At 68.2% G+C, this 18,533-nt stretch carries 17 protein-coding genes; 12 read left to right on the top strand and 5 right to left on the bottom strand.

The annotated features are described in order from the left end of the window. Position 1: 1 nt before the first annotated feature. The 6 genes from GEV28_RS14210 to GEV28_RS14185 are packed head-to-tail and all read left to right on the top strand — an operon-like array spanning position 2 to position 5,941. Positions 2–325: a hypothetical protein gene (locus tag GEV28_RS14210; RefSeq protein ID WP_291412505.1), complete on the top strand. Its 324-nt coding sequence runs from the start codon at positions 2–4 to the stop codon at positions 323–325. Continuing rightward, positions 322–1,344, top strand: a complete 1,023-nt coding sequence (locus tag GEV28_RS14205; protein ID WP_291412503.1) for a methyltransferase — start codon at positions 322–324, stop codon at positions 1,342–1,344. Before GEV28_RS14210 ends, GEV28_RS14205 begins: the two co-directional genes overlap by 4 nt. Further along, complete coding sequence (locus GEV28_RS14200) at positions 1,341–2,576, top strand: cytochrome P450 (RefSeq protein WP_291412501.1); 1,236 nt, start codon at positions 1,341–1,343, stop codon at positions 2,574–2,576. The genes GEV28_RS14205 and GEV28_RS14200 overlap by 4 nt, the downstream gene beginning before the upstream one ends. After that, on the top strand, positions 2,573–3,601 hold the full coding sequence (locus GEV28_RS14195; RefSeq protein ID WP_291412499.1) for a thiamine pyrophosphate-dependent dehydrogenase E1 component subunit alpha: 1,029 nt from the start codon (positions 2,573–2,575) through the stop codon (positions 3,599–3,601). Before GEV28_RS14200 ends, GEV28_RS14195 begins: the two co-directional genes overlap by 4 nt. Continuing rightward, entirely contained in the window at positions 3,601–4,572 is a 972-nt protein-coding gene (locus tag GEV28_RS14190) for a transketolase C-terminal domain-containing protein (RefSeq protein ID WP_291412497.1), read from the top strand. The genes GEV28_RS14195 and GEV28_RS14190 overlap by 1 nt, the downstream gene beginning before the upstream one ends. A gap of 46 nt (positions 4,573–4,618) precedes the next feature. Continuing rightward, entirely contained in the window at positions 4,619–5,941 is a 1,323-nt protein-coding gene (locus GEV28_RS14185) for an MFS transporter (RefSeq protein WP_291412495.1), read from the top strand. Positions 5,942–6,255: 314 nt separating this feature from the next. Here GEV28_RS14185 and GEV28_RS14180 read toward each other — a convergent pair whose 3' ends face one another. Then, positions 6,256–7,191, bottom strand: a complete 936-nt coding sequence (locus tag GEV28_RS14180; protein WP_291412493.1) for a 3-oxoacyl-[acyl-carrier-protein] synthase III C-terminal domain-containing protein — start codon at positions 7,189–7,191, stop codon at positions 6,256–6,258. 65 nt (positions 7,192–7,256) lie between these two features. Between GEV28_RS14180 and GEV28_RS14175 the strand changes: the two genes are divergently transcribed. Further along, the gene (locus tag GEV28_RS14175; protein ID WP_291412492.1) at positions 7,257–7,688 is read left to right on the top strand and encodes a PaaI family thioesterase; all 432 of its coding nucleotides are present in this window, start codon (positions 7,257–7,259) and stop codon (positions 7,686–7,688) included. Here GEV28_RS14175 and GEV28_RS14170 read toward each other — a convergent pair. From GEV28_RS14170 to GEV28_RS14160, 3 genes are all read right to left on the bottom strand, one after another. After that, positions 7,660–8,928 (bottom strand): MFS transporter, encoded by a 1,269-nt coding sequence (locus tag GEV28_RS14170; RefSeq protein ID WP_291412489.1) that lies wholly within the window; start codon positions 8,926–8,928, stop codon positions 7,660–7,662. The genes GEV28_RS14175 and GEV28_RS14170 overlap by 29 nt on opposite strands. Next, the gene (locus tag GEV28_RS14165) at positions 8,925–10,499 is read right to left on the bottom strand and encodes an AMP-binding protein (protein WP_291412487.1); all 1,575 of its coding nucleotides are present in this window, start codon (positions 10,497–10,499) and stop codon (positions 8,925–8,927) included. The genes GEV28_RS14170 and GEV28_RS14165 overlap by 4 nt, the downstream gene beginning before the upstream one ends. A gap of 361 nt (positions 10,500–10,860) precedes the next feature. Then, positions 10,861–12,456, bottom strand: coding sequence for a class I adenylate-forming enzyme family protein (locus GEV28_RS14160; protein ID WP_291412485.1), 1,596 nt, complete (start codon positions 12,454–12,456; stop codon positions 10,861–10,863). Between the two features lie 222 nt (positions 12,457–12,678). On the opposite strand from GEV28_RS14160, the gene GEV28_RS14155 reads away from it, so the two are divergent. From GEV28_RS14155 to GEV28_RS14145, 3 genes are all read left to right on the top strand, one after another. After that, positions 12,679–13,272, top strand: coding sequence for a TIGR03086 family metal-binding protein (locus tag GEV28_RS14155; RefSeq protein ID WP_291412483.1), 594 nt, complete (start codon positions 12,679–12,681; stop codon positions 13,270–13,272). Positions 13,273–13,320: 48 nt separating this feature from the next. Next, positions 13,321–14,025: a sulfotransferase domain-containing protein gene (locus tag GEV28_RS14150; protein WP_291412481.1), complete on the top strand. Its 705-nt coding sequence runs from the start codon at positions 13,321–13,323 to the stop codon at positions 14,023–14,025. A gap of 125 nt (positions 14,026–14,150) precedes the next feature. Then, the gene (locus GEV28_RS14145) at positions 14,151–14,921 is read left to right on the top strand and encodes a hypothetical protein (RefSeq protein WP_291412479.1); all 771 of its coding nucleotides are present in this window, start codon (positions 14,151–14,153) and stop codon (positions 14,919–14,921) included. Here the strand turns inward: GEV28_RS14145 and GEV28_RS14140 are convergent, their stop codons facing one another. After that, on the bottom strand, positions 14,922–15,194 hold the full coding sequence (locus tag GEV28_RS14140) for a phosphopantetheine-binding protein (protein WP_291412477.1): 273 nt from the start codon (positions 15,192–15,194) through the stop codon (positions 14,922–14,924). Positions 15,195–15,571: 377 nt separating this feature from the next. On the opposite strand from GEV28_RS14140, the gene GEV28_RS14135 reads away from it, so the two are divergent. Together GEV28_RS14135 and GEV28_RS14130 are read left to right on the top strand one after the other, a co-directional pair. Continuing rightward, complete coding sequence (locus GEV28_RS14135) at positions 15,572–16,852, top strand: condensation domain-containing protein (RefSeq protein WP_291412475.1); 1,281 nt, start codon at positions 15,572–15,574, stop codon at positions 16,850–16,852. A 261-nt stretch (positions 16,853–17,113) separates the two neighbouring features. Continuing rightward, a complete protein-coding gene (locus GEV28_RS14130) occupies positions 17,114–18,430 on the top strand; it encodes an SGNH/GDSL hydrolase family protein (RefSeq protein ID WP_291412473.1) in 1,317 nt (438 codons plus the stop codon). Positions 18,431–18,533: the final 103 nt, after the last annotated feature.

Raw genomic sequence — 18,533 nt, 5'->3', positions numbered from 1 at the left:
GATGACGACGACGGAGCGTTTCGCGCTCTCGGAGCGGGAACTGGGCCTGCTGCCCTCCGATGAGGACGTGGCCCGCTACGCCCGGCACGGCTGGTATCTGGCGAAGAAGCTGTTCACCGACGACGAGGTCGACGAGCTCGTCGGGGCGAGCGAGCGGTACTGCGCCGGGGAGCGGTCGCGGCGGCTGCCGTCGCGACCGCCGCGGCTGGCGTACTGGGCGCCGGGCAACGGCAACGTCCAGCGGCACAACGACTACGTGCACTACGAGCCAATAGCGCAGGGCGACCGCGAGCGACCGGGCCGAGCCTGCGAGGCGCGGTCGTGAGCAGTGTCTTCGCGCGGCGCAAGCTGCTCGGCATCTTGTCGAGCAGCTGGGTTGCGCAGGCCTGCTACGCCGTGGCCAAGCTCGGCCTGCCGGACGCGATGGCCGCGGGCCCGCGGCCGGTGGCCGAGCTGGCCGCGGAGTGCGGCGCCGATCCGCGGGTGCTGAACCGGCTGCTGCGCGCGATGGTCTCGATGGGTCTGTTCCGCCAGACCGCGCCGCAGACCTACGCGCTGACGTCGGTGACCGAGTTCCTGCGGTCCGACGTGCCCGCGTCGTTGCGGCAGATGGCCGTCCTCGACGGGGAGGAGGTGTTCCGGTCCTTCGCGGACATCATGCACACGGTGCGGACCGGATCCCCGGCCTTCGAGTCGATCTACGGTGAGCCGTTCTACGCCTACCTCGCCGGCCAGCCGCAGCTCGCCGCCACGTTCGCGGAGGCGATGAACGGGGCGCAGGTCTCGGCCACGCTCGCCCTGGGCGACCTGACCGGGGTGACGCGGCTGGTCGACGTCGGCGGCGGGAGCGCGGGGCTGCTGACCGAGGCGCTGCTGCGGTACCCGGCGCTGCGCGGGGTGCTGCTGGAGCTGCCGGAGGCGGTGCGGCAGGCCAAGACCACGGTGACCGAGGCCGGGGTCGAGGACCGGGCCGAGCTCGTCGAGGGCGACTTCTTCGAGGCGGTCCCGGCCGGCGGCGACGCGTACGTGCTCGCCCGGGTGCTGCACAACTGGACCGACGAGCGGGCCGAGCTGATCCTGCGCAAGGTGCGCGAGGCGATGACAACTGACGGGGCGCCCGGCGGGCGGCTGATCGTCCTCGAGCAGCTGCTGCCCGAGGCGGAGATCGAGCCCGGGCCCGGCAAGGGCATGGTCGACCTGCTCATGCTCGTGCTCATGGAGGGGCACGACCGCACCCAGGCCGACTACCGGCGGCTGCTGGAGCGGGCCGGGTTCGCGCTGCGGACCGTCCGGCACGGCAGCGGGCCCGACGCCGACAGCATGCTGGAGGCGGTACCGGCATGACGACCATCCACACGGGACAGACGGCGTCGCTGAAGGCGCTGCTGTCCCGCGAGGGACGGCTGGATCCGTACCCGCACTACGCCGGGCTGCACCGGCTCGGGCCGGTGTGCGTGCTACCGGACCCGGCGGACCGCTTCGACGTCGTGGTGCACGGGTACGACGCGGTGCAGCAGGCGCTGCGCGACCCGGCCCTGCACGTGATGACCGGCGACTACCCGGACCGGCGCGGCGCGCAGCGGTGGCGGGCGCACGCGGCGCTGCGGACGCTGGTCAAGTCGATTTTCTTCACCGAGGGGCCGGACCACAGCCGGGTACGCCGGCTTTTCGCGCAGGCGTTCACCGCGCGGCGGGTGGCCGCGCTCGAGCCGGCGGTCGTGCGGATCATCGAGCGGCGCCTCGACCGGCTCGCCGAGCTCGGCGCGCACGGCGAGCCGGTCGACCTGCTCGCCGAGTTCGCCCTGCCGGTGCCCAGCGACGTGGTGGGCGAGCTGCTCGGGGTGCCCGAGGACGACCGGGACTGGTTCCCGGCACGGGTCCGGGCGTTCGGCGCGATCCTCGACCTCGGGGTCGGGGTCTGGCGCTACCAGCAGGCCGCCGACACCGCCGCGGCGGAGCTGACCGGCTACTTCGCCGAGCTGGTCGCGAAGCGGCGCGCGGAGCCGCGCGACGACCTCGTCAGCGTGATCGTGCACGGCGACGGGGAACTCGCAGACGACGAGCTGCTCGCGAACCTGCTCACCATGTACAACGGCGGGTTCGTCACCACGACGCACCTGATCGGCAACGGGCTCGTGCTGCTGCTCAACCGTCCACACGAGATCAAACAGGTACTGGCCGACCCGCGGTTCGCGGCGGGCTTCGTCCAGGAGGTGTTGCGGCACGAGCCGCCCACGCACTTCAGCATCCGCTGGGCGAGCGCGGACACGGTGCTCGCCGGGGTGCGGGTGCCACGGGACAGCCGGGTGCTGGTGCTGCTGGGCGCGGCGAACCGCGACCCGCGCCAGTTCCCCGACCCGGACGTGTTCGACCCGGACCGCGACCAGGGACAGCCGATGTCGTTCGGCATGGGCGTGCACTACTGCCTCGGCGCGGTACTCAGCCGCATCGAGGGCCAGCTCGCCCTGCCGATGCTGCTGCGCCGATTCCCGGACCTGGCGCTGGCGGCCGAGCCGGGGGAGCGGCACACGCTCATGCTGCGCGGCTACGAGACCCTGCCGGTGACGCTGTCATGACCAGCCGCGCCCACCCGGATCGTCCGGCCGGTGGCCACCGGGACGGCCTCGTGCCCGGCGAGTCCACTGTGGAGCTGTACCGGATGGTGCGGCTGATCCGGCGGTTCGAGGAGCGGGCGATCGAGCTGGTGCGCTCCGGTGACGTCGTCGGTGGCATTCATCCCTATACCGGGCAGGAGGGGGTGGCGGCCGGGGTGTGCGCGGCGCTCGGTGCGGACGACATCGTGACCGGGACGCACCGCGGCCACGGGCACGTGCTGGCGAAGGGTGCGGATCCGGCGCGGATGGTGGCTGAGCTGTGTGGGCGTGCGACCGGGCTGAACCGGGGTCGCGGTGGGTCGATGCACGCGGCGGACTTCGGGGTGGGCGTGTTCGGTGCGAACGCGATCGTTGGTGCGGCCGGGTCGATCGCGACGGGTGCGGCGTGGGCGCGGCGGCGGCTCGGTGTGGACACCGTCGCGGTGAGCTTCTTCGGTGATGGCGCGGTCAACGAGGGCGTGCTGCTGGAGGCGTTCAATCTGGCGGCGCTGTGGCGGGTGCCGGTGGTGTTCGTGTGTGAGAACAACGGCTGGGCCACGACGATGCGGGTGGCCGACGCGGTTGCGGGCGGCATCCCCGCGCGGGCCGAGGCGTTCGGTATTCCGGCGGCCACGGTGGACGGTCAGGATCCGGAGGCGGTGTTCGGTGCGGCGCGTACCGCGGTCGAGCGGGCGCGGGCGGGGGACGGGCCGGCCTTCCTGGAGTGTCACACCGAGCGCTTCGACGCCCACCACACGTTCGAGCACAAGGCGCGGCTGGGTTACCGGTCGGCCGGGGAGCTGGCGCGGGCCCGCAGCCGGGATCCGGTGGATATCCAGGGCGCGCGGCTCGCGGCGGTCGAGCGGGAGCGGGTCGACCACGAGGTCGAGACGTTGCTGGCCGACGCGGTCGCGTTCGCGCTGGCGAGTCCGTTTCCCGATCCGGTGGGCGCGCTCGACGATCTCTACGCGAGCGGGTTGCGCCCGCGGCAGGGGAGTGGTGTCTGATGCCGCGGTTGTCCTATCTCAAGGCGCTCAACCGGGCGCTGGCCGACGAGATGGCCGCGGACGAGCGGGTGTTCGTGCTCGGCGAGGACGTGCGGGTCGCCGCGTCGAACCTGACCGCCGGGCTGGTGAAGCGGTTCGGGCCGGACCGGGTGATCGACACGCCGCTGTCCGAGCAGGGTTTCACGGGGTTCGCCACCGGTGCCGCGCTCGCCGGTATGCGGCCGGTGATCGAGTTCCAGATCCCGGCGCTGCTGTTCCTGTCCTTCGAGCAGATCGTCAACCACGCGCACAAGTTCTCGCTGATGACAGGTGGGCAGTGCCGGGTGCCGGTGACCTACGTGCTGACCGGCGCCGGCTCGCGGACCGGCTGGGCGGGTCAGCACTCGGACAACCCCTACAGCCTGTTCGCGCACGTCGGGGTGACGACGGTCGTGCCGGCCACCCCCACCGACGCCTACGGGCTGCTCGTGTCCGCGATCCGCTATGACGACCCGGTGGTGGTGTTCGCCCCGGCCGGCGCGCTCGGCGTCCGCGAGGATGTCGACTTCGCCGCGCTCGCGCCGATCCCGCTCGGCTCCGGCCGGGTGCACCGCGCGGGCACCGACATCACCGTGGTCGCGGTCGGCCACCTCGTGCACGACGCGCTCGCGGTCGCCGACGAGCTGTCCGGCGAGGCGTCGGTGGAGGTGTTCGACCCGCGCACGGTGTACCCGTTCGACTGGGACGGCCTCGCCGCGTCGGTGCGCAAGACCGGGCGGCTGGTCGTGGTCGACGACGGCAACCGCTTCTCCGGTGTGGCCGCCGAGATCCTGGCGACCGTGGCGGAGCAGGTCCCGCTCGCCGCCCCGCCCGCGCGGGTGACCCGGCCGGACGGCGCGGTGTTGCCGTTCTCGCTGGAGTTGGACCACGCGGTGCAGCCGACCCGCCAGCAGCTCGCGGCGGCGATCAACCAAACCCTGAAGAAGGACTGATTCCGATGTCGGACTGTAGGCACATGGTGGTCGAGGAGCAGATCCGATGACCGAGCTCCGCGAGCCGACGAATCTCAGCGAGCAGAGGCAGCCGGGCGGCAGAGCGGGGCTCGCCATGCTGCTGGTCGCCTACGCCTTGTTCACCCTGGGCTCGATGGTGACCATAGTTGCCGTTCCCTGGCTGGTACTCACCACCACTGGCAGTGCGACCAAAATGGGCGTGGTCGCCGCGGCCACGACAGTGCCGTTCCTGTTCACCAGTGTGTTCGCCACACCGGCTGCCGACCGGCTCGGTATGCAAGCCACGGTCATCGTCACCAGCCTGGGCGGCGCGCTGTCCATGGCGGTGGTCGCCATCGTCCCGGACATCAACTTCGGTGTGCTGCTGGCCATGGTGGCGGTGAGTGGCGGGCTGAACGGTGTCGGCGGCCGCGCGCAACATGTAATGCTGCGCCCGATGGGTGAAGCAGCCGGTATGCCCATGATCCGGGTGACCGCCATCTACGACGGGCTGAACAACGTCGCCATGCTGACCGGCGCCCCGCTGGGTGGCCTGCTCATCTACTTGTTCGGTGCGCAAGGCGCCATCTGGGCGGACGCGGCGGCGATGGCGGCGTGCGCGCTGATCGTGGCCACACTGGTCCGGCCGCCGGCAGGCTCCCTGCCAGACAGCGGGGCCGCCGCGAACGAGCGGTATGTGGCCGCGTTGCTTCAGGGCTTCCGGCACCTGTGGGCCGACCAGCTACTGTTCGGGATGCTGCTCATGGTCACGTTGGCCAACGTGTTCAGCATCGCGAACTCCGCGGTGTTCGTGCCGTTGTGGGTGTCCGACGTCTACGGCGCGGCGCCTGCCATCGGGATCATTCTCGGGACGTACTCAGTGGGCGTGGTGCTTGGCAACGTCATCTTCACCGCAGTGGCGACCAAGGTTCCGCAGTACCTGACCTTCATCGTCAGCATCGTGTTGTGCACTGCACCCCGTCAGCTCATTCTCGGGATTACCGACGAACTGGTGTACGTGATTGTCATAACATTCGCGTCGGGGATGACGGCGGCCGCCATTCGTCCAATACTCGGCGCAATGCTCTACGCGCGAGTTCCGGTTCAGCTGCAGAACCGGGTATTCGGATTGGTGGCCGCGGTGTGCCGGGCCGGCCTGGCCGTCGGTGGGATTATGGCCGGATGGCTGGTCGCTGGACTCGGCTTGCGCGAAGCGATACTCATTTCCGGCAGCGTGTGTTTGTTGGTGACTATCGTTCCACTGCTACGCTACCGGCCCAGCGTGCATGGCCGGCTGCTCGCCGTCGATACCCAGCCTGCCGAGGAGGGTAAGCAGGCCAGCGACGATCCAGCTACCGAGAGGCACTGACCGGACGCGTGCACAGTTCTCTCAACGACAGTGGGCCCGCACCGCGTTTCTGCGGCCCGGGCCCACTGGTTCGCGTTAACTAGCGGGATACTTCGGCACCGCCGAAGGAAACAACGGAAAGTACGGAAAGGATGCTGTCGGCGCCGAAGGCAACTTCGGCTTCGCCGCCACCAAAGCTCACCATGTGAAACCTCCTTGGTAGAGAGACCAATACAAACAAGAGTATCTAGAGTTCGGTTCTCCACCGCAAGCTGCATTCGCTCAAACAGGTTGCGCCAAATGGCGTGCCGCCATTGGTACCAGGTACCGGGACACTAGTGTTCGAGAACCATCGCCGAGAAGATCGCGCCGTAACCGGCCGAGACGATGAGATAGCGGTCGCCCGCGGACAGCAGCCCGTTGTCCACGGCGGTGCGGTAGTTGAGGAACGAGTCCGCGGCGAACGTGTGGCCGATCAGGGGGACGTTGTCCAGCAACACCACCGTAGGCGGCAGGCCGAGCTGCTGGCATACCTTCCGCCAAGAGCGCACGTTCACATTGTGCGGCAGGATCAGCCGAAGCTCCTCGACGCGCAGCCCGGCCCGCTCGGCGGCCGTGCTGATCACCTCGCCCATCAGCACCGCGTACTCCTTGGCGAAGCGCTCCGCGTAGTCCAAGCTGTCGGGTGCCCAGTGGTCGAGATCGCCGCGCTGCAGCGCGGCGTAGCTCAGTACCCGATCGCGCGGGCCGTCCGCGGATACCAGGCAGGCCGCCGATGCCTCACCGAAGATCTGGGCCTCCGGCCGCAGCTGCTCGTCAAGGGTGAAGACCTGCTCGCCGGCAAGGATCAGCGCCAGGGCGTCCGGCTCACCGTCCGTTGCCAGCAGCCGCCCGGCGATGTCCACCGCGAGCAGGCCGGAAGCACAACCGTGGTGGCTGACCGCGAACGCGGTCGCCGCGCGGAGGTTGAGCAGTTCGCACAGTTCTGGCAACGGGTTCAGCGGATGGGGCAGCGATACCGGGACGGTGCGAGCGTAGAGCACATAGCGGATCTGACTCTCGTTGGCAGGTAGCGCTGACAGGCCGCGGGCGGCATGTGCGAGGAGATCGAGAAGCGTCTCGCCCGGCTTCTGGCGGCGGACCTCCGAGTAGCCGTAGGACCGCCGGAGAGTCTCGACCGTGGAGGCCGGTAGCTGCCAGTCGCTGAGGAGTTCCTCGAGTGGTACTCGGCGATCCGGAAGGTAGCCAGCGACCTCTCGTAGGGCGGTCATGAAGGCGAGAGTACGCGAACTCCCGCTGCGGATGGTGGTGGTCGGTGGCGTACTAATGTCGGCTCATGACGGGCGAACGCACGAACGGTTTCTGGGACGCCGTAGACGGCCGGGCACCGATGCCGACGGCGGCGAGGACGCTGGGTTGGACGCTGATCCAGGCGAGTCCCGAGCGGGGCGAGATCGAGGTTTCCTTCGAGGCGACCGACGATTTCCTCAACCCGGCGGGGACGGTTCAAGGCGGCTTCCTCACCGCCATGCTCGACGACACCATGGGACCCGCGCTGGCGGCCACACTGGACCCCGGACTGTACGGGGCGACCCTCGAGCTCAAGGTGAGCTTCCTGCGCCCGGCCAAGCCGGGGCGGCTGGTGGGTCACGGACGGGTCGTACACCGGGGTAGCACCATCGCCTTTCTTTCCGGCGAGTTGCTGGACGCGTCCGGTCAGGTGGTTGCTGTGGGGTCGGCTACCGCTCGGATTCTGGGGACTGGCTGAGCCGGCCGTGCACGCTGGTCCGGTAACGCAGCAACGGAACCATGGTCACCAGCAAGCACAGGGATCCGGAAAGGAGGATCGCCGGCTGTAGTCCGAAGCCGGCTACCGCGAGCCCGGCGAGTGTTCCGCCGAACGCGAGGCTACTGCCGGTGATCGCGCTCACCATGCCGAACACGCGATTCTGCAGCTCGACCGGAACGCGGGAGTAGAGCATCGCGCCGAGAATCGGTCGGATCGCCGCCTGGGTGACGCCACAGAGCACCGAGACGACGAGCACCACGACCAAGCTGTCGGTCAGCCCGAGCGTCAGTTGCCGGGGAGCGACGCACAACACCAGGCTGATGATGAAAGTCAGGTATTGCGGCAGCTTCGGGCCGAATATGGTGAAGGCGATGTTGCCGACGATCGCACCGCCGGCGAACGCGCTGAGAATGAGGCCGACCGCGGGCGCGGCGCCGAACCGCTCGTCCACCCACAGTGGCACGAACACCGCGTAGTTGGCCACGGTGAACAGATTGATCACCGAGGTCATCGCGAGCATCCCGACCAGCAGCCGATCCCGCCACAGGTGGCTGGCACCGCGCCGCAGTGCGGTGAAGTACGGCTCGTTCGCGGCCGCCTCTCGGTCTGGCATGGTGCCGGCCGGCGGATGCACCAGCAGCGCGACGAGTAGCGCGGACAACGCGAAGCTCGCCGCGTCGAACCAGATCGCGCCCTGTGGTCCGAGCCAGAAGATCAGCAGGCCGCCCAGCGGCGCACCGGTCACCATGGCCAGATTGCCGGTCCCGTCGTAGATGGCGGTAGTCCGGATGATCTGCATGCCGGCGGCGTCGCTGACCGGCCGGAGCAGGACATGCTGGGCACGGCCACCGACACCGGTGAGCGCACCCTTGACCGCGACCAGCGCGGCCAGCGGGAGGAACCCGATCTCCGGCGTGGCCGCGACGGCGACCATGGCCAGTGCGGCGGCGCCCTCGGCGACGATCTGCGTGCGCCGGATGCCGAGCCGGTCGGCCAGCGGGGTGCCGAACACCCCGGCCAGCAGCGAGGGAATCACGGAGGCCGCGGAGATCAGGCCCATCTTCGCCGGGCTGCCGGTGCTGACCAGCACCAGCCACGGCACGGCCACCGTCGTCACGATGCTGCCGAGCATGGACACGATGTGTGCCGCCAGCAGCGCGATGAGCCCGACCCGCCGGACGGTGCCGCTCGCGCCCGCTGTCTCGCTGACCGCGCTCAATCCGTTGTGCTTTCCACCAACACATGCGCAGCCGCGTACTCCTCGCGCAGCTGCCGCGTGTTCGTCTTGCCACTGCCGGTCCTGGGCAGATCGTCGACGAAGTCGAACGACCGCGGCGCCCACGCCCAGGTGAGCTTCTCGGTAACCAGCTCGCTGAGCTCCTGTTCGGTGACCGTGGCGCCGTCGGCGAGTACCACGTAGGCATGGGCGGCCTCACCGTGCTTCGGGTGTGGCACGCCGATCACCGCGGCCGCGCGGACCTGCGGGTGAGTGGTCAGCGCGTCCTCGATCGCACGCGGGAAGATGTGGTAGCTGCCGTAGGTCGTGATGATGACGTCGCTGGCCCGGCCGGTGAGGTAGATGTAGCCCTCGTCGTCGACGTAGCCGAGATCGCCGGTGCGCACCCAGCCGTCGACGAGCGTCTCCGCGGTCTGCTTCGGCCGGGCGACGTAGCCGGCGAAGTTGAGCTTGCTGGCCACCCACAGCTCGCCGGTCCTGCCCGCCGGCAGCACCGTGCCGTCCTCGCCGCGGATCTGCAGCCGCACGTCGCCGTACGCCGGCCCGCAGGAGCTGATCCGCTCCTGCCGGCGCGGGTCGTCGTCGATGCCGGGAAACGCGGAGATGAAGGGAGATTCCGACAGGCCGTAGGTGATGCGCACGACGGGGCCGAAGCGGTCGACGGCCTGGCGCAGCCGTACCGGGTTGCTGGCCGCGGTGCCCACGCTCAGCACGTCCAGCGCGGACAGATCGTGCGTGTCGATGTCGGGATGGTCCAGCAGCTCGTAGAGCATCAGCGGGGTGATGAACGTGGAGTTGACCTGTTCCCGTGCCAGCAGCTCGAGAAACTCCGTGGCGCGGTAGAACCGCATGACCAGCAGCGTGCCGCCGGTGAACAGGTACAGAAACGCCGAGGTCTGCCCGGCGACGAACCACATCGGCGTCACGGTGAGGTGGCGGTGGCGCGGTTCCCCGGCGGCGACGATCTGCTCAGCGAGGGCGAGGATCTGCTCGTAGAGGTTTGCCGTGTGGAGCAGTGGTTTCGGTATTCCGGTGGTACCGCTGGTCTGGAACACCGACTCCGGCGTGCCGGTCGCGGTGTCCACATCGAACGGTGCGGAGCCGGCGCGGCGCGGCGCGAGGATGTCCGGGCCGGCGTCGCCTGGACCGACGCAGAACGCCGGAATCCCGAGCCGGTCGATGATGTCGCGGCCGCGTTGCTCGTGCGCGGCCACTTCGTACAGCAGTGCCTCAGGCCGCACCTGGTCGAGATAGGCGGCCAGCTCCCTCGCTGAGCCGGCGTTGGACACCCACGCTGTGCGGCAACCGAGCAGGTGCAGTGCGAGCTGGATCATCGGTGCCTGCGGCGGATAGCCAAGCATCATCGCTACCGTGGTGCCGGGCCGCAGACCGGAGTCGACCAGGTTCGCCGTGATGTCGAGGACCGCGGCGCGGAGTTCCGTATAGGTGAACCGGGTCTCGCCGACCACCAGTGCCTCCCGGTCGCCGTACTCCGCGAAAAGCTCCAGTGCCCGCAACACGTAACCCGGTCCGGTGGCTGGCAGGGAACTCATCACACACTCCAGGTACTCTTCGGTAGTGAGTCACAATGTGTTGCACGCCAACGGATCCGAGCGGCTGCACCCTACCTGGGAAAGCGCCGCGACACGCCGGACGATGTGAATTCCTGTCACGGTGTGCGCGGTGTTCGGCTGAACGGGTCAGCGATGTTGGTCCCGTCTGGGGAACCTTTCGTGGTGCGGCACTAGTGTCGCGTGACCCTGAAACCTTTACGCCGCTGCGGCCAACGCGGCCCCTGTCTGTGTTACGGCGTTGGAGAAAAGCCCAAGTACATCCAGTACGAGCGGCTTTCCTCCGCCTCGCCAGGAACCACGTGGAACCACAGCGGACGCAAAGGAACAGGATCACGCGACACTAGGCCCTGACGGTGGGCCGCTCCTCCGCCTCGAGTGAACTGTCCGCGTGCTCGGCGGTGTACCTGGTCCGCAACTGGTTGAGGTTCGTCTTGCCGCTACCGGTTCGCGGCAGCGCGTCGATGAACTCGAACGTGCGGGGCGTCCAGGTTCGGCTGAGCTTGCCGGCGACCAGATCGCCGAGTTCCTTCTCGGTGACCGTCGCGCCCTCGGCCAGCACGACGTAGGCGTGTGCGACCTCGCCGCGGTCGGAGTCCGGCACGCCGATCACCGCGGCCTCCCGTACATCGGGGTGCGTGGCCAGGACGTCCTCGATCGGCCGGGGGAAGATGTGGATGCTGCCGGAGCCGGTGATGATCATGTCGCTGGCCCGGCCCGTGAGGTGGATGTAGCCCTCCTCGTCGACGTGGCCGACGTCGCGGGTACGCAGCCAGCCGTCCACCAAGGTTCCCGCGGTCAACTCCGGCATCCCCACATAGCCGGCGAAGTTGAGCTCGGTGGCCACCCACAGCTCACCGCTCTCGCCCGGTGGCAGCACCGTGCCGTCCTCGCCGCGGATCTGCAGCCGCACGTCGCCGTAGGTGGTGCCGCACGACCGCAGCCGGCCCGGCCGCGCGGGATCGGAGTTGATGTTGGGAAACGCCGAGATGAACGGGGATTCCGACAGCCCGTAGGTGATGCGGAGGACCGGTCCGAAGCGCTCGATGCCCTGCCGCAGCCGGGCGGGGGTGATCGCCGCGCTGCCAACGCTGAGCGTGTGCAGGCTCGAGCAGTCGTAGCTCTTCGAGTCCGGATGGTCGAGCAGGTCCTGGAACATCAACGGTGAGACATACGCGGAGTTGATCCGTTCCCGCTCGATGATGCCGAGAAACTCCCCTGCACCAAGGAAGCGCATGATGACGAGGGTGGATCCGGTGAACAGGTACAGGAATGCCGAGGTCTGTCCGGAAACGATCCACAGTGGAGTGACGGTGAGGTGGCGGTAGCGTGGTTCGCCGGCGGCGACGATCTGTTCGGCGAGCATGAGGATCTGCTCGTAGAGGTTTGCCGTGTGGAGCAGTGGTTTCGGTATTCCGGTGGTACCGCTGGTCTGGAACACCGACTCCGGCGTACCGGCCGCGGTGTCCACGTCGAACGGTACGGCGCCGGCGGGGCGAGCGGCGAGCGCGTCCGGCCCCACGCCGTTCGGGCCGAGGCAGAACCCCGGCACGCCAAGGCTTTCCGTGTGCTTGCGGCCCCGCTGGCCGTGGGTCCGCGCGTCATAGACGAAGGCGTCCGGTCGCACCTTGGCGAGGTAGGCGTCCTGCTCGACAGGCGTTCCGCTGTTGGAGATCCACGCCGTCCGGCAACCGAGCAGGTGCAACGCCAGCTGCAGCATCGGCGCCTCGATCGGATGGCCGACCAGTACCGCGACCGTTGTGCCGGGACGCAGACCGTGCTCGGCGAGGTTCGCGGCGATGTCCAGCACGCCGGCGCGCAGTTCGGCGAAGGTGAGCCGCCGGTCGCCGGCGACGATCGCCACTCGGTCGGCGTACCCGGCGAACAGTTCCAGCGCCTTGCGCACGTAGTTCGGCCGCATGTCCGACTTGGCTGCCATCTCGTTCTCCACACGCTTCGCTACCGCGAGTTACCAGGTCTCGTTTCGCCGAAGTCGTTGCGGCGACGGTGAACTCTACCTTCGTGGCCCCGACGATGGTTGGGTAAAATGCACGACCACAGCACCAAATCGACGTAGGCCGAATGGAGTAGCTTGTGCGCCGATTCGCGCGGACGTCTTCGATCCGTTCCATGTGGGCACGCCCGGGGTACTGTCTGCCGCATGGACTTGCGTGAGCTCGATAGGCGGGTGTCAGAGGCAACCTGCCGCATCGTGGCGAGCGTGTCGGACGACCGGCTGCGGCGACCGACACCGTGCGTGGAATGGGACCTTGCCGCGTTGCTGCGGCACATGACCGCGAACAACCACGGCTTCGCCGACGCCGCGGAGGGGAGGCCGGCGGATCCGGACGTATGGGCGGGACCGCCGCTTGGCGAGAACTGGCAGGCCGCGTACCAGGAGTCGGCACGGCGGGTGGCGGAGGCGTTCGCCGACGACGCGGTGCTCGACCGGACCGTTGAGGTGCTCGACTACGGGAAGATGCCGGGCTCCCGTGCTATCGGCATGCACTTCATCGACTACCTGGTGCACGGCTGGGATGTGGCGCGGGCAGTTGGTCAGGACCCAGCACTGGACGAGGAGTCCTGCCGTACCGTATTGACAATGGGCCAGCGCTGGCCGGACATCCCGCGGGTGTGGGGTGGTCCCGGTGCGCCGTGGGGAAACCGGGTTCCGGTTGCCGACGACGCGCCGGTGGCGGACCGGATGCTGGGCTTTCTGGGGCGATCGCCGAACTGGCCTGACCAGGACCTGTAGGAGGGGCACGTGCTTCGTGCGTTTTATGCAAGGCATCGAGCGGCGTCGATGTGGTCCAAGGCAATCGTGCAGGACATCGCGGCGACGCTCGGCATGCGGTTCCAGATCTACTTCGTCCATCACCAGTGGGCGGAGCACGGCTCGCTCGGCGACGCGGTGGCGGCGCTGCGGCCGGATTTCCTGATGTTGACCAATGCCAGGCAGATGGACGTCGACACGTTGCCGGAATCGCGTGGTGTGCACCTGTTCCGAGACCCGCGGGACATGGTGGTGTCCGCCTACTTCAGCCATCGCAACTCCCATCCGATCGAAGTGGACGGAGTGCAGTGGACGGAGCTGATCCGGCATCGAATCAACCTGCGCAAGATGGACAAAGACGCGGGAATGATGGCTGAGGTCGAGTTCAGTGGGTACTTCCTCGATCACATGCTGTCGTGGAACTACGACGCTCCGGACGTCCTGGCCGTTCGGATGGAGGACCTGGTCAGCGACTCGGTCGGGCAGTGGCGGCGCATGCTCGCGCACTGGGAGGTGCTCGACCTGCTACCCGACGGCTATCTCGACGAGTTGTTGCGGACCCGCAGCTTCGATCAGATGGCCGGCGGGGGAAGGAAGATCGGCGAGGAGGACGAGAAGAGCCACTACCGCAAGGGAGTCGCCGGCGACTGGCGCAACCACCTCACCGACGACCACCTCAAGCTCTTCCGCAAGCGCTACGGCGACCTCGCGGAACGCCTGGGCTACGACTGGTAGCCAACAGAATGCGTGGAATGTTCGCCACCGGACCGCTGACCGCGGGTGACCTGAACGGCGACGGCAAGCAGGTGCGAGTGCACAGTGCGGCGGGCCGGACCTTCGATGAGCTGACCGGCCAGGCGGTGAACCCGACGCTGCGAGCCTATGTCGCCGACTTGACCGCTCCGTACGGGATCGCGGTGCGTGAGGATCTGATCGAGCAGGGCGTCGGTCATTCCTACGGGGAGATGTGCGTGCCGCTGCTCGCCGAACTGGTGTCCGAGGAGCGTCCGGCCGATCTGCTCGTGCTCGCTACGGGCATCCCCGATGTTCGCCTCGGCCGTGCCACCGCGACATACCTGAGCTGGCACTGCGCGGGTGCTCCGCTGGCGTTCGCGGTCTGTGATCAGGGGCTGCTGGCCGCGTTCACCGCGCTGCATCTGATCGACGGTTACGCACGCACCGGCGGTTGCCGGCGAGCGGTGCTGCTGGTCGCCGAGCAACCGACCTTGTACCACGAACTTCCCGTGCCCACACCGGTTCCGGATCGCGCCGCGGCGGTTGGCGTGGTGCTGGAACCGGATGGGCCGCAGGGTGCGCTGTCGATCCGGCGGCACACGAACCTGGCGGAGCACCATGTGGCCGACGTGCTGGCCGCCGAGGTGGCCCGGCTTTCCGGCGACCGGTCGGAGCCGACCGTGCTTCTCGGTGCACAGCTGGCTGAGGTGGTAGCGGATCGGAGCGTCGGCGGCGACGTACGGGTGTGCCGGGAGAACCAGCCGTTCACCGGTATCTGGCTCGAGCTTTCGCGTGGCCTGTCCGGCTGGCAGGAAAGCGGGCGGCAGGTGTTGCTCGCGGAGTACGACCCGACGCTGGGATACCTGTTTTCCGCTACCGTTCGTTGCGGCGGATAGTCACCGGGACTGCGGCACCTCTTTTTTCTCGCTCCGCAGTTCTAGTACGGCCTGCCACACCGTGCCGGGCGTGGCAAAAGTCTTACTGGAGAAATACTCGTCGGCGAAGGTCACACCGTATTCCGCCTCCAGCGCCATGACCAGACTGATCAATTGAACCGAGTCGAGCCCGGCCGCGGCGAGGTCGGTATCCGATTCGAGGACGGCCCCTTCTGGGAGTTCTGGCAGGCTCTCGCTCAGCAGGGCCGGAAACCGGTCATCCCAGTCACTCATCGTGTGACGTCCTCCACATTTTCGGCTCGAGGAACCGGTGAATTACCGTGCCACACGCAGCCAGCAATAACGGTGATTAGCGCTGGCATCCCGAAGGTCCCTCCCGGTACCGCTCTTTTGCCGACTTGGAGCGTGTGCGACGCGAAGAGCGAATGAGACAGTAAGGATCAGCGACTGTGGCCGTCAACGACAAACGTCACAACACCGGTACAGATGTGACGTGGATCACATTCATCGGCGAGTAGGTCTCGCCGACCAATGCGTACAGCACGTGATCGATTGCTCCGTGTCATATCCGCGCTTATGGTCGAGGGCTGGCAAAATCATGAACTTGATCGGGCCGCTGCTACGGTGAGCCATACCGGCGAGGAGGACCGATGACTGTGATCGACAGAGCCAGGCTGACCTTTGGTCAGCTGTCCTTGTGGCGCTCGATTGAACGTTTCTCGCTGGAGCAAATGAGCGGGGTCAACCTGCGACAGGTCTGGCCGCTGCCGGACGGGGTCACAGCCGCCGACGTGCGGGGTGCGCTCGAGGCGCTGGAGGAGCGGCACGAGGCGATGCGTACCCGCTACCAGCTCGACCTCGGCCGCGATCTCGCGCAGCTGGTCTGGGCACCGGAGCCGGTCGTGCTCGATGTGCAGGAAGGTGGTGCCGACGCCACGGCGCTCGCCAGGCAAGTGAGCGCGGAGCTTGGCGACGAGCCGTTCGATCTGGCCGTGGACATGCCGTGGCGGGCGAGGCTGATCACCTCTGCCGGCCGGCCGGTATGCCTTGTGGTGTCGGTACAGCACATCACCGCGGACGGCTGGTCGATGCTGCAACTGGGCACGGAGCTCCTTGATCTCCTCGCCGGAAAGGATCTCGGCGAGTCAGCGCCGACGTGCAGGGAGCTTGCCGAGGAGCAGCACTCCGACGCGTGGGCGGACCGCAGGACAGCCGCCGTCGAGCACTGGCGGCGTGTGGTGGGCGAGGCGCCGGAACCGGCGGATGAGCTGTCCGCGGACGCGCGGACCCGATGGGCGACGCTACGTTCGGCGTCCTCGCTGCGCGATGCGCAACTGCTAGCCGGGCAGGGGAGGATCCCGTTGCCCAGCGTGGTGTTCGCGGCGTATGCGGCGGCGCTGCGCGCCCGGACCGGTCGCGACACCCACCTCGTCGGCCTCTTCGCCGGTAACCGCCTCGAGCCCAGATGGCGCAGCCTGGTCACGTCGATGAACCAGTTGGCGCCGATGATCGCCCGCCACGTCGACGGGGAGGATCTGCCGACCGCCGCGCGCCGCCTGCATTGGGAGTCGCTGCGGTCGCTGCGGCACGGAATCTTCGACGTGGACAAGGTCGCGGACGCGGTGAGTGAATACGGAAAGAATGGCGTCGGCGGCGGGTTCCGCTATTTCTACAATTTTCGCGACATGGCGCAGGCGGCCATTACGTCAGCGACCGCCGACGACTCCGCGGAAACCAACTGGAGTGTTGAGACGTCGTCGTCGGAACGCAATAATCAGAGCCCATTCTATTTGCGTGCGCATGCCGGCGAGGAGCTCATGCTCTCCCTGCAGGAGACGTCCTCGGTCGACGACTTCGCGCCGATGAGGCGCTTCGTCATCGCCATGGCCGAGGAGTTGCGCGACGCGGCCACGGCCGGGAGCGCCGGGTAGCGGTCCGCCCCGCGCCCGCCGGCGCACATTTCCCGCTTTGTGTTGTTGAGCAGGGGATTCGTAGCACTGCGCGACCGGAGGATCGCGCTGTGTTGCCGGGTGGACCGGATGGCCAGAAATGGTTGGGCTGGTCATACGAATAATGCGCGCCAGTTTGCTGACATCGATTGACCTGGAATCGGCGGCGTACTACGTTTCCGGTCACCAAACTCGTGGCCGGGAACCGGTCTGTTCTCGGTCGTTTTCTGGAGGTTCCACCGAATGACGATTCCCAAGAAGTGGCGTTCGCGATCGCTGATCGCCACGGGGCTGCTCGGCGCAGTCGTTTCGACCGTCCTGGTCGCCAGCACGGGGCAAGCGGTCGGGCAGGGGAGCGGGGGGCACCGTACGTCCCCCGAGTGGGTAGGCACCTGGGCCGCGTCGGTGACCCGGGGCAACGCCAGCGGTTCGTCCTTCGTGGGGTTGGACAACCAGAGCGCGCGCATGATCGTGCACACCTCCGTCGGAGGCGCCAAGATCCGGATCCGGCTGACGAACCTCCACGGCGAGCAGGCGATTGAGGTCGGCCGCGCCACGGTCGCCAAGCCGAACACCGCGACGGCGGCACTGTCCGACATCGACGCCGCGTCCACGCGGGAGCTACGTTTCAACGGCTCGCCGACGGCGACGATCAACCGGGGCGCCGAGCTGCTCAGCGACCCGGTCGGCATGCGCCTGGCCGACGACCAGGACCTCGTGGTCAGCGTGTTCTTCCCGACGCCGACCGGCCTGACCACGTTCCACCAGACGACCCGGCAGACCAACTTCGTCGGCGCCGGTGACCTGGCTGCCGCGGCCGGCGGCGGGGGCTACACCACCGAGCAGATCTGCTGCTGGTTCTTCCTGTCCGGGGTGGACGTGCTGCGCCAGGACTCGGGCGGCACGGTCGGTGTGTTCGCCGACTCGCTCGCCGACGGGCACGGCACCACGCTCAACGGCAACCTGCGCTGGCCCGACCAGCTCACCGACCGGCTGCTCGAGGTGCGCAGCGGCGACATCCCGGGTGTGCTGAACTTCGGCCTCGGCGGCTCGCGGCTCAACCACGAGGGCAACGAACCGGGTGACGGCGGATTCCCGGGCAACTTCGCGCTCGGCACGAACGCGCTGGCCCGGATGAACGAGGACGTGTTCTCCGAGACCGGGCTGCACACGGTCGTGGTGGACCTGGGCATCAACGACATCTGGATGAACAACGAGCCCGCGGACGAGATCATCGCCTCGCTGCGCCAGATCAACCAGCAGGCCAGGCAGCGCGGCATCCAGGTGGTCATGGGCACGCTCGGCCCGTTCAACGGACTGACCGTCGTGGGCAGTGTGTGGTCGGAGGAGAAGGACGCCACCCGCAACGCGGTCAACACCTACATCCGCGAGCACCGCTACGAGTTCGACGCCGTCGTCGACTTCGACAAGCTCCTCCGTGATCCGGCGGACCCGACGAAGCTGAAGGCGGAGTTCGACTCCGGTGACCACATCCACCCGAACGACGTCGGTTCCAAGGCGATGGCCGACACCATCCCACTGAACCTGATCGTTCGCTGACGTGCTCTCCGGGTCCCGGCCGCCGCAACCGCGGCGGCCGGGACCCGGAGCCGTCACGTCGGGGAAGGAAGGTGTTCACCCCGCGCCGGGTCGCCGAGATGGA

It is taken from the genome of Actinophytocola sp. (genome assembly GCF_009379765.1).
Lineage (GTDB): Bacteria > Actinomycetota > Actinomycetes > Mycobacteriales > Pseudonocardiaceae > Actinophytocola.
Note: the sequence above shows the minus strand (reverse complement) of the source record. Positions and strands in the feature narration are given on the sequence as shown.

Coding starts and splice junctions, on each gene's coding strand:
- GEV28_RS14210 (WP_291412505.1), top strand. CDS start 2: ATGACGACGACGGAGCGTTTCGCGCTCTCGGAGCGGGAACTGGGCCTG.
- GEV28_RS14200 (WP_291412501.1), top strand. CDS start 1,341: ATGACGACCATCCACACGGGACAGACGGCGTCGCTGAAGGCGCTGCTG.
- GEV28_RS14195 (WP_291412499.1), top strand. CDS start 2,573: ATGACCAGCCGCGCCCACCCGGATCGTCCGGCCGGTGGCCACCGGGAC.
- GEV28_RS14190 (WP_291412497.1), top strand. CDS start 3,601: ATGCCGCGGTTGTCCTATCTCAAGGCGCTCAACCGGGCGCTGGCCGAC.
- GEV28_RS14185 (WP_291412495.1), top strand. CDS start 4,619: ATGACCGAGCTCCGCGAGCCGACGAATCTCAGCGAGCAGAGGCAGCCG.
- GEV28_RS14180 (WP_291412493.1), bottom strand. CDS start 7,191: ATGACCGCCCTACGAGAGGTCGCTGGCTACCTTCCGGATCGCCGAGTA.
- GEV28_RS14175 (WP_291412492.1), top strand. CDS start 7,257: ATGACGGGCGAACGCACGAACGGTTTCTGGGACGCCGTAGACGGCCGG.
- GEV28_RS14165 (WP_291412487.1), bottom strand. CDS start 10,499: ATGAGTTCCCTGCCAGCCACCGGACCGGGTTACGTGTTGCGGGCACTG.
- GEV28_RS14160 (WP_291412485.1), bottom strand. CDS start 12,456: ATGGCAGCCAAGTCGGACATGCGGCCGAACTACGTGCGCAAGGCGCTG.
- GEV28_RS14155 (WP_291412483.1), top strand. CDS start 12,679: ATGGACTTGCGTGAGCTCGATAGGCGGGTGTCAGAGGCAACCTGCCGC.
- GEV28_RS14150 (WP_291412481.1), top strand. CDS start 13,321: ATGTGGTCCAAGGCAATCGTGCAGGACATCGCGGCGACGCTCGGCATG.
- GEV28_RS14140 (WP_291412477.1), bottom strand. CDS start 15,194: ATGAGTGACTGGGATGACCGGTTTCCGGCCCTGCTGAGCGAGAGCCTG.
- GEV28_RS14135 (WP_291412475.1), top strand. CDS start 15,572: ATGACTGTGATCGACAGAGCCAGGCTGACCTTTGGTCAGCTGTCCTTG.
- GEV28_RS14130 (WP_291412473.1), top strand. CDS start 17,114: ATGACGATTCCCAAGAAGTGGCGTTCGCGATCGCTGATCGCCACGGGG.